The 9,043-nt window shown below is 43.4% G+C and carries 8 protein-coding genes; 1 reads left to right on the plus strand and 7 read right to left on the minus strand.

The genetic code is table 11. The annotated features are described in order from the left end of the window. Positions 1-540: 540 nt before the first annotated feature. The 7 genes from GXP65_RS24150 to GXP65_RS24180 all read right to left on the minus strand — a co-directional run bounded on the left by GXP65_RS24150 (position 541) and on the right by GXP65_RS24180 (position 7,230). Complete coding sequence (locus GXP65_RS24150) at positions 541-1,791, minus strand: HD-GYP domain-containing protein (RefSeq protein WP_038891180.1); 1,251 nt, start codon at positions 1,789-1,791, stop codon at positions 541-543. Positions 1,792-1,932: 141 nt separating this feature from the next. Beyond that, positions 1,933-2,931: a LacI family DNA-binding transcriptional regulator gene (locus GXP65_RS24155; RefSeq protein WP_162093902.1), complete on the minus strand. Its 999-nt coding sequence runs from the start codon at positions 2,929-2,931 to the stop codon at positions 1,933-1,935. Positions 2,932-3,036: 105 nt separating this feature from the next. After that, on the minus strand, positions 3,037-3,792 hold the full coding sequence (gene chbG, locus GXP65_RS24160) for a chitin disaccharide deacetylase (protein WP_162093903.1): 756 nt from the start codon (positions 3,790-3,792) through the stop codon (positions 3,037-3,039). Positions 3,793-3,809: 17 nt separating this feature from the next. Continuing rightward, positions 3,810-5,132, minus strand: coding sequence for a 6-phospho-beta-glucosidase (locus GXP65_RS24165; RefSeq protein ID WP_005432872.1), 1,323 nt, complete (start codon positions 5,130-5,132; stop codon positions 3,810-3,812). Between the two features lie 10 nt (positions 5,133-5,142). Further along, positions 5,143-5,454, minus strand: a complete 312-nt coding sequence (locus GXP65_RS24170; RefSeq protein WP_162093904.1) for a PTS lactose/cellobiose transporter subunit IIA — start codon at positions 5,452-5,454, stop codon at positions 5,143-5,145. 47 nt (positions 5,455-5,501) lie between these two features. After that, on the minus strand, positions 5,502-6,836 hold the full coding sequence (locus GXP65_RS24175; RefSeq protein WP_010450374.1) for a PTS sugar transporter subunit IIC: 1,335 nt from the start codon (positions 6,834-6,836) through the stop codon (positions 5,502-5,504). Positions 6,837-6,924: 88 nt separating this feature from the next. Then, complete coding sequence (locus tag GXP65_RS24180) at positions 6,925-7,230, minus strand: PTS sugar transporter subunit IIB (RefSeq protein WP_005448803.1); 306 nt, start codon at positions 7,228-7,230, stop codon at positions 6,925-6,927. A gap of 248 nt (positions 7,231-7,478) precedes the next feature. Here GXP65_RS24180 and cod point away from each other — a divergent pair, with 248 nt between their 5' ends. Next, entirely contained in the window at positions 7,479-8,762 is a 1,284-nt protein-coding gene (gene cod / locus GXP65_RS24185; protein WP_162093905.1) for a chitin oligosaccharide deacetylase, read from the plus strand. The last annotated feature ends 281 nt before the right edge of the window (positions 8,763-9,043 follow it).

Here is a 9,043-nt window from a genome sequence, read left to right on the forward strand (position 1 = left end):
TGTTAGGCCTGCCGCCAGCGTTCAATCTGAGCCATGATCAAACTCTTCAATTTAAGATTTTGTTCGGCTCAATGAATACTGAACATTACATAAAGTAATGTTTGAATTGACTGTGCTGAGTCTTTCGACTCAATGGTCACTTCGTATCATTGAAACCTAATTTGAAGCCGAAGCTTCTAATTGGATTATCATCAACGAGTGCCCACACAGATTGATAGGTCTATATTATTAAAGAGCTTGCTTATCAAGAAGTTTTTCTCTCAAAGCGGAGGTGCATTCTAGCGAGATAATTGAGAGTGTCAAACACTTTTTTCAACTAATTTTTCGTAGAAGCTTTTTACCTCTCCGACTTTGCTGAAGCCTTATGGCATCTGCCGTGTCGATGGATGCGCATTATAGGGAGAAGATTTTCTTTGGCAATACTAAAAATGCATTTTTTCTAAAAAAACATGCCAAATGGATACTTTCCATCCAACCTTAAAATTACCCAGAAATAACACTCAGGATCTCTACAATTTACCCACAAAAAGCTGTGGATAACTACTCATCACTATCGAAGAAGTAAGAAATGCGTGAACGCGGATTGAGGTACTCTTTGATTTTTTCCGGCAATTTAGATGGATGAATCGCATTAACTATCTTTATATCCTTTGATGCAAGGTCGATAATTGGCGCTTGAGTTCTGGGAACCGCTGGATCGTAGACCAGCACATTCGGAAACAATAGATGAGATGCATTCACTGAGATAACCAAACCCACCATATTATTAGAAAGTTGAACCACCGTCCCTGGAGGGAACACTCCCATAAACTTAATTAAGATATTAAGGTTCTCTTCTTTATATAGGTGTTTGCAGTTCTTATATAAGTGGGAAAGTGCCGTATATGGGATTTTTTGCTCAGCAGCAACCGGGGTATGGCACAGATTATCAAAAGCGTTAGCTACAATAATCACTTGTGCAAGTTCATCAATCTCGTCTCCTTTTAGGCCTTCAGGGTAGCCTGAGCCATCACGAAGCTCGTGATGCTGTACTATTACCGTCTTTGCACTTTCTGGAAAGCCTTCAATCTGATTAGCCATATCTAAGCCATACTTGGTGTGCAGCTTTAGATAGTTGCTTTCAGGTTCACTGAGGGGAACTTGCTTCCTTAATATGGCTGTTGGAATTTTGATTTTGCCCATATCATGGAACAAAGCCGCAAAAGAAAGCGCTTTGAGTTGCTCTGCAGAGTAACCCTTCGCTCGCCCAATCATCATCGCAATGACAGCAACGTTGAGAGAATGGAAATAGATATCTTCAAATTCATTCTTTCCGTTCATCAAATGAAGAGTCACATTGTCATCACACATTAACTTCTCAACGATATCGTCGATGAGTTGCTTCGCTTCCCCTACTGCATCAGCAGGACGGTTGCGAATCTTGGTCATAACTGAACGCATGCGAGCAAGCGAGCGTTCGAATTCTTTTTCGCATTGGATGACGCGACGACGATAAGCACTCAACTTTTCAATTCGCTTTTGTTTTTCTTGCCATAGTTTTTGCGCTTCAAGATCTAACGCATGAACTTGCTTTACTTCTGCTTGAGGTTGATTCGCCGGTAAAGGGGAGGCATCGCTTTGATCAGGATTAAAATATACGAACTTCACGCCAAGATGACGGATCATCTCCACTTGTTCTTGGTCTTTAATTTTGAAGCTGTTGAGTAGAAACGGGTGATCGTTCCACTTTAGCGGAAGACGGATATGTAACCCGGGCTGAATACGATCCACTGTAAGTTTAATTGCTGCCACTGTTCCACTGCTGATAAGACTTTGATGATAAGCATCTAATACTAGTAGATTTTGTAAATGAATTCATCAATAAGGGGAGTGAATAAAGCAGCTCTGTGCATGCCATCAACAAACTTGCACAGAGTGGAGTTAGAAATAGAGTTAGGAAAGTGTGCGGTCTGCTTTACGAAGTTTTAGTTCCGCTTCAAATACTGGCTTGGTATGTAATTGCTGGTCTTTAATTAAACCCATTAACGTTTGTACAGCGACTCTTGCCATATCACTGATAGGAAAATGAACAGCTGATACCGTAGGGTAGAGACTTTCACATAGATCCACACTATCGAAACTTACTAATGAGATTTGCTCTGGTACTGATATGCGTTTTTCATGCAAGAACTGCATTGCTCCGACCGTCATCTCTTCACTACATGAAAACACAGCCGTCACTTCAGGATGTCGGTGATAAATAGCGGCCATTGCGTCGTAGCCACTTTGACGTCCGTAATTACCTTCTTCACACCAGCTCTCGTCTATATCAATACCAGCAGTTTTCATCGCATCAACATAGCCGAGCTTTCTCAATAAACTGTTATGACGCTGAGAGGGGCCTGTGATACAGGCAATATTTTTATGACCACCAACGATTAAGTGCTCGACAGCAATTCGGCTAGCATGATGATGATTGAAGGTAACGCAGCGCTCCTCAATACCCTCGACATAACGATCGAGCAACACAAATGGCGTTGGTTGCTTTGCAAGTTCTCGCAAGTCATCATCAGATAGGTAACGACTGTGCAGCACGTAGCCATCGCAACGTAGGTCATTAAAGCGTTGGATAGCTTCTCGTTCCCCTTCAGCAGAATGGTGGCCTTGCGCAGTAATCAGGAATTTCTTATGCATGTCCAATTCGGTCTGCACTTGTTCCATCATCTCACCAAAGAATCCACCCGTGTAGTAAGTAACCAAGAGGCCGACCATGTTACTAGATGAAGTCGCCAGTGAACGAGCAATAGCGCTTGGGCGATAGTTAAGCTCCGCCATAGCAGCTTCAACTTTCTTTCTCGTCTCATCGCGGAACTTGCCTTCCCCATTAATAATGCGAGACACAGTGGAACGGTTTACTCCCGCAAGTTCGGCTACATCTTTTATCCTTGCCATAATACAACTAGATCCAACTACTTATGTTTTATTCGTGGTGATAATACAAAAAAGTGGCTGCCAGCAAATCGTAAGGTGTATAGGGGTCGATGCTGACAGCCTTAATCATACACTGACGACTTTACTTGAAGAAATGAGAGCCGAGTAATCCGTGACTGTCATACCATGCTGAGCAAATTCTTGTTTCAGTATTGGAGAAGTCAGCACTTGAAGTTCCAGCTCTCTTTGTAAGGCATAGCTACTTTTCAATAATAAGGATTGATCCGCCTCAGCCGGATGACACATCACTTCAACCACATCATATTTAGCTTTCAAGCCCAACAAATGCTTCATGATGCCATCCAAACTAACTCCTTGATCATAAAACTCATCGGTAAAGTAGTACTTCACCTTACTCTCTGTATGGCACAAACCGCTGCCGCGCAAAGGCACTTTATATTTCTGAGCAACTTTGCGAATCACAGGAAGCAACTGTGGGTGTGTATGCGCATGGTGATGGCTATCTAAATGACTCAGAGGCAATCCCAATTTTAGAAATGCCTCGACTTGAGCGATTGCCTCTTGGTAAACCACCTCTTCTTCGAAATCTTGTTTCTTCCATAGCTCATCGTAGCTAACAAACTGCGTTTGACCATTGGTAAGATTCGGGTGCCCTGCTACCGGGGCACCCGCGGTAAAACGCAAATGCACGCCAATCTTTAAGTTCGGATTTTGCTTTGCTAATTCCACGGCATGTTCTTCAGCATTCATCCCCACCATCATAGTGGTTGAACGAACCACTCCTTGTTGATGGGCTTTAACAATGCCTTTATTCACACCGGGAGTTAAGCCAAAATCATCGGCATTAAAAATTACTTTCATTGGCGTGTCTCCTCGCTCTATAACGTTGTTAATTTGAATTGAGGTAGATATGGGGCGTTCACTGCTAAGATCTCATCCAATATGGACTTGGCTCGACCAATATCTGGAACAAGTGGGTTATTGGTTAACGCCATTAGTGCTTTGTCGTAGCTTCCTTCAACTGCTGCTTCGATAGCGAGTTGCTCATAAGCTTTAACTTGATGAAGTAAGCCTTTGATATTGCTTGATAGCTCACCAACCGCAAGTGGCTTCGCTCCCCAACTTCCAATTACAGCACTACACTCGATCACTGCATCATCAGGTAAGCCATTGATAGCCCCATTGTTTAACACGTTCACTACGTGGATACTGTTACGGTTGTTATAAATTGAGTCGACGAGGTTTAATGACGCATCTGAGTAATAGGCACCGCCTCGCTCTTCCAACTCTTTTGGTTTGTGGTCTAAATTCGGGTCTTGATACAGCTTAAATAGCGCACTCTCTGTCGCCATAACTTGCTCTGCTCGCGTGCCTTGCTCACCTGCACTCTGCTTTTCTTCTGCTAACATCGCATCGGTTTGATAGAAGTAACGATGATACGGGCAAGGAATGGCTCCAAGCGCTTTAAGAAATGCCGGATCCCACGGTTCTTCCCAGATATTCTTCATACTGAAGTTAGCGCCATCCCCAACTTTCTCCAGTACGGTTTGCGTAATGTCTTTGCCTTTAAGCCACGCTTTCAATACCCAAACAAGATGATTTAAACCTGCAAACTCAAGTTGAAGCTCTTTCGGCTCGCAATCCATCATTTCAGCAATCATCATTTCCATAGACACCGGAACGTTACACAAACCAATGCTCTTTACGTTGGTGTATTTACTGACCGCTTCTGACACCAAACCTGCAGGGTTAGTAAAGTTGAGCATCCACGCATTAGGCGCTAACTCTTCAATGTCTTTACAAATATCAAGAATAACCGGAATAGTACGCAGCGCTTTGGCAAAGCCACCCGGCCCTGTTGTTTCCTGACCTATAACGTCATATTTAATCGGAATTCGCTCATCATTCGCTCGCGCAGCCAAGCCACCAACGCGGAACTGAGTCATAACAAAATCAGCGTCTTTAATCGCATCTCGGCGATCAAAGCTTGCTTTGATTTCAATATCCGCCCCTGCCTTGTCGACCATTCGTTGTGCTAAGCCTTTAATGATCTCCAATTTCTCCGCGCCAGACTCAATATCCACAAAGTGCATTTGCTTTACAGGCAAGAACTCCAAGCGTTTTATTACGCCTTCAACAAGCTCTGGGGTATAACTACTGCCACCACCAATAATGGCGAGTTTAATTGCATTTCTTGGCATAGCGACGTCCTTATTTTTCTGCTATCTGCTTATTCAACGCGACAATTTCCACTGCCATTTCTTGCGCTAAGATGGTCGTCATCAAATGATCTTGAGCGTGTACCATCACCAAGGTCATTGGCACTTTGCCTTCCCCCTGATCTTCTTCAATTAGTTGGGTTTGAATCAGGTGGGCTTTGTTGATGCACTCTCTTGCTTGAGAAAGCTTTTCCTCTGCGGCTGAAAAATCCTTCTCTCTCGATAAACGCAATGCCTCATAGCTCAAACTTCTGGCTTCACCTGCATTACAGATAATTTCCATTACGACTAATTCTTGTTCCATCTTTTCTCTCCAGAAACATGGGCTGCCATGTGACAGCCCAATTACTATTAAGCAGTCACGCCTTCGCCAGATGGCTGTTCAGCATCCTTACTTTCTTTGCTCGTAGGTAACTCTTGTTCCATCACCTGCTTCTCAAACATCTTGAAGAACGGCAGATAAATAAAGAGGTCAAGAATCAGTAGGCCAATCACCAACAGCACTGGTGAGAACGTCCAACCACTACCCCATGAAGCACCAATCAATGCAGGCGTTGTCCAAGGTGTAGTCGCAACCCCCATACCCACAAAGCCAAGCTGTACTGCAAAGTAAGCAATAGTTGCGTTAACGATTGGCGCAAATACAAAGGGAATAAACAGGATTGGGTTCATTACTACTGGGCTACCAAAAATCACAGGTTCATTGATTTGGAAGAAACCCGGTACAGCACTCATTCGACCGATACTCTTAAGGTGCGCGGAACGGCTAAATGACATCAGCATCACTAGCGCAAGTGTTGCGCCCGAACCACCAATAAAGATATAGAAATCCCAGAATGGTTGGGTGAATACGTTTGGAATTGGCTGACCCGCAACAAACGCATCGATGTTAGCGCTGATGTTGGTAAGGAAGATTGGCGATAGAAGACCAACTACAATCGCCGCACCGTGAATACCAGCAAACCAAAGTAGCTGACACACCAGCAATGCACCAATGATTGCAGGTAAGGTATTCGATGCACTGATCAGTGGTTTGAACATCGCCATAACCGCATCAGGGATCAGCATGTCATATTGAGTTTGAACAAAAATACTTAGCGGATACAAGGTTAGGAATATAGCGAGTACTGGCAAAAGGACCTCGAAAGAACGAGCGATTGCAGGTGGTACTTGCTCTGGCATGCGGATCGTAATGTTGTGCTTTTTCATAAAGCGGTAAAGCTCAACCGCAAAGAAAGCACACATTACCGCGGTAAAGATTCCGGTACCGCCCATGTGCTTCATCGCTAGTGCTCCATCTTTAGCTGGAGCAGCAACCAAAAGGAAGCTCATCAGTGATAATACCGCGCTGGTGATCCCATCCATTTTGTACGCTTTGGCTAAGCTATAGGCAACCCCAAGCGAGACAAATATAGTCATGATCCCCATCGACATATTAAAGGGCATCATAATGGTATCGAAATGTGTGGTGGCGAAGTCTAACCAGACTCGCCCGAGTGTAAACGTAGTGTCTTCAGCAAATGGTGGGAAAGCAAAAATTAAGATAAAACTACCAACAATAATAAACGGCATTGCCACAATAAATCCGTCTCTCATTGCTCTAACATGGGGTTGATTTCCCACTTTTGCCGCAATAGGGGCTATATGCTTTTCGACTATTCCTATAATCGCATCATAAAGCTTCATAGAGTCCATCCTTATTTTTAGACAAAAGAATCCCACACCAAATATTTATATTTAGTGGACATTCTTCTTTCTATTTAAAGTTATTGAATTAGTTAATCAGTTCTAATGCTTGTTGTAATACTTCTTCCCCTTTCATCATTCCATAAGCTTGTGGAGAAATAGCATCAATATTTTTGCCATGCTCTTGTGCGGTTTTACGCAGTTCTTCTAGTTGGAATCGCACCTGAGGACCAAGCAAACACACATCGTACTCTTTGATCGCTTCATCAAATGCGTTTACCGACAACGCATCGATCTTGCACTCAAGCCCTTGCTTTTCAGCAGCTTGCTCCATTTTCTTTACAAGCATACTGGTCGACATACCAGCACTACAGCATAAAAGAATTTTTTTCATAGCCTTACTCCCGTTGTGTAAATTTCAATCTACAAAAACTGTAGCAAAAATAACCAACGCAAAAAAGCGCAACCGGTTGCATTGTTCGTGAACCAAATCCCATTTTGGAAAATACAGCCTATTTTTTATTAATTAATTAGGTCTAGGATAAAAGCCAACAAAATAACAAAAATCATTTAATTACATTTATAACTATCAATATTTCACTACTGACAATGTCATAATTAATTTCAACAAAGGAATAGAAAATGAAATTAACAAAACTGGCTATGGTTACACTTTTAGGCTCTGCGCTATCTCAATTCTCTTATGCCCAAGAAGCCCCCAAAGGCACCATTTATTTGACCTTTGATGACGGCCCGATTAATGCATCTATCGACGTTATTAATGTGCTTAATCAACAAGGAGTTAAAGGTACTTTCTACTTTAACGCTTGGCACTTGGACGGCATTGGAGATGAGAATGAGGATCGTGCTTTAGAAGCACTTAAACTTGCTCTAGACACTGGGCATATCGTTGCTAACCATAGTTACGCCCACATGATCCATAACTGTGTCGAAGAATTTGGCCCAAACAGCGGTGCTGAGTGTAATGCAACCGGCGATCATCAAATCAACTCTTACCAAGATCCTGTTTATGATGCGGGGACGTTTGCCGAGAATTTAGCAGTGTTGGAAAGATACTTGCCGAATATCAACAGTTATCCAAACTATCGCGGTGAAGAGTTTGCACGATTGCCTTACACCAATGGTTGGCGTGTAACAAAGAACTTCAAAGCGGATGGCTTGTGTGCAACTTCTGACGATCTAAAGCCTTGGGAACCAGGCTATGTGTGTGACACCGATAATACATCAAACAGTGTAAAAGCTTCCATTGAAGTACAAAATATTCTTGCGAATAAAGGCTATCAAACTCATGGGTGGGATCTCGACTGGGCACCGGAGAACTGGGGCATTGCAATGCCAGCAAACAGTTTGACGGAAGCAGAACCTTTCCTAGGCTATGTCGACGCCGCTCTTAACAGCTGTGCGCCAACAACGATCAATCCTATCAACTCCAAAGCGCAGGAATTCCCTTGTGGTACTCCGCTACACGCAGACAAAGTTATCGTGTTAACACATGAGTTCTTATTCGAAGATGGCAAACGCGGCATGGGAGCAACCAAAAACTTACCGAAGCTGGCTAAGTTTATCCAAATCGCAAAAGAAGCAGGATACATTTTCGATACCATGGATAACTACACACCAGTTTGGCAAGTTGGCCAGGCATACGTTGCTGGTGATTACGTAACGCATTCAGGTACTGTTTATAAAGCGGTTACAACGCACGTCGCACAACAGGATTGGGCACCGTCTTCAACATCTAGCCTTTGGACAAATGCCGATCCTGCAACTAACTGGACACTAAACGTTGCTTATGAAGCTGGTGACGTCGTGACTTACCAAGGTCTCCGCTACCTAGTCAACGTACCACACGTATCTCAAGCGGATTGGACTCCAAGCACTCAGAACACCTTGTTCACAGCTCTATAGGCTGTTCCTACTATCACCATGTAGTAGTTTGCGCGAGGCATACCCCTCGCGCTTTTTTATTTTGAGGAATCATAACGTCGAGGATCTGCGTTAAACATATGATATCGGTAGGCTGAGTTGATTGGACAGGCATTCCTGCCGCCACGCTGGATTTGAATTCACAAACCTCAGATACAACAATGTATGGTCCGCCCCGTTATTGCAACTACAATTAAGTAATAACGGAGTTGGTTTGCGCTAATGTATTCGGAGTCCACGTTGGGAACATTAACTTCCCGCTC

It is taken from the genome of Vibrio sp. LB10LO1 (genome assembly GCF_010092875.1).
Classification (GTDB): domain Bacteria; phylum Pseudomonadota; class Gammaproteobacteria; order Enterobacterales; family Vibrionaceae; genus Vibrio; species Vibrio campbellii.

What these genes read in the sequence shown, in the direction of transcription:
- GXP65_RS24155 (WP_162093902.1), bottom strand. Translation starts at nt 2,931, where the DNA reads ATGGCAAGGATAAAAGATGTAGCCGAACTTGCGGGAGTAAACCGTTCC.
- chbG (WP_162093903.1), bottom strand. Translation starts at nt 3,792, where the DNA reads ATGAAAGTAATTTTTAATGCCGATGATTTTGGCTTAACTCCCGGTGTG.
- GXP65_RS24165 (WP_005432872.1), bottom strand. Translation starts at nt 5,132, where the DNA reads ATGCCAAGAAATGCAATTAAACTCGCCATTATTGGTGGTGGCAGTAGT.
- GXP65_RS24170 (WP_162093904.1), bottom strand. Translation starts at nt 5,454, where the DNA reads ATGGAACAAGAATTAGTCGTAATGGAAATTATCTGTAATGCAGGTGAA.
- GXP65_RS24175 (WP_010450374.1), bottom strand. Translation starts at nt 6,836, where the DNA reads ATGAAGCTTTATGATGCGATTATAGGAATAGTCGAAAAGCATATAGCC.
- GXP65_RS24180 (WP_005448803.1), bottom strand. Translation starts at nt 7,230, where the DNA reads ATGAAAAAAATTCTTTTATGCTGTAGTGCTGGTATGTCGACCAGTATG.
- cod (WP_162093905.1), top strand. Translation starts at nt 7,479, where the DNA reads ATGAAATTAACAAAACTGGCTATGGTTACACTTTTAGGCTCTGCGCTA.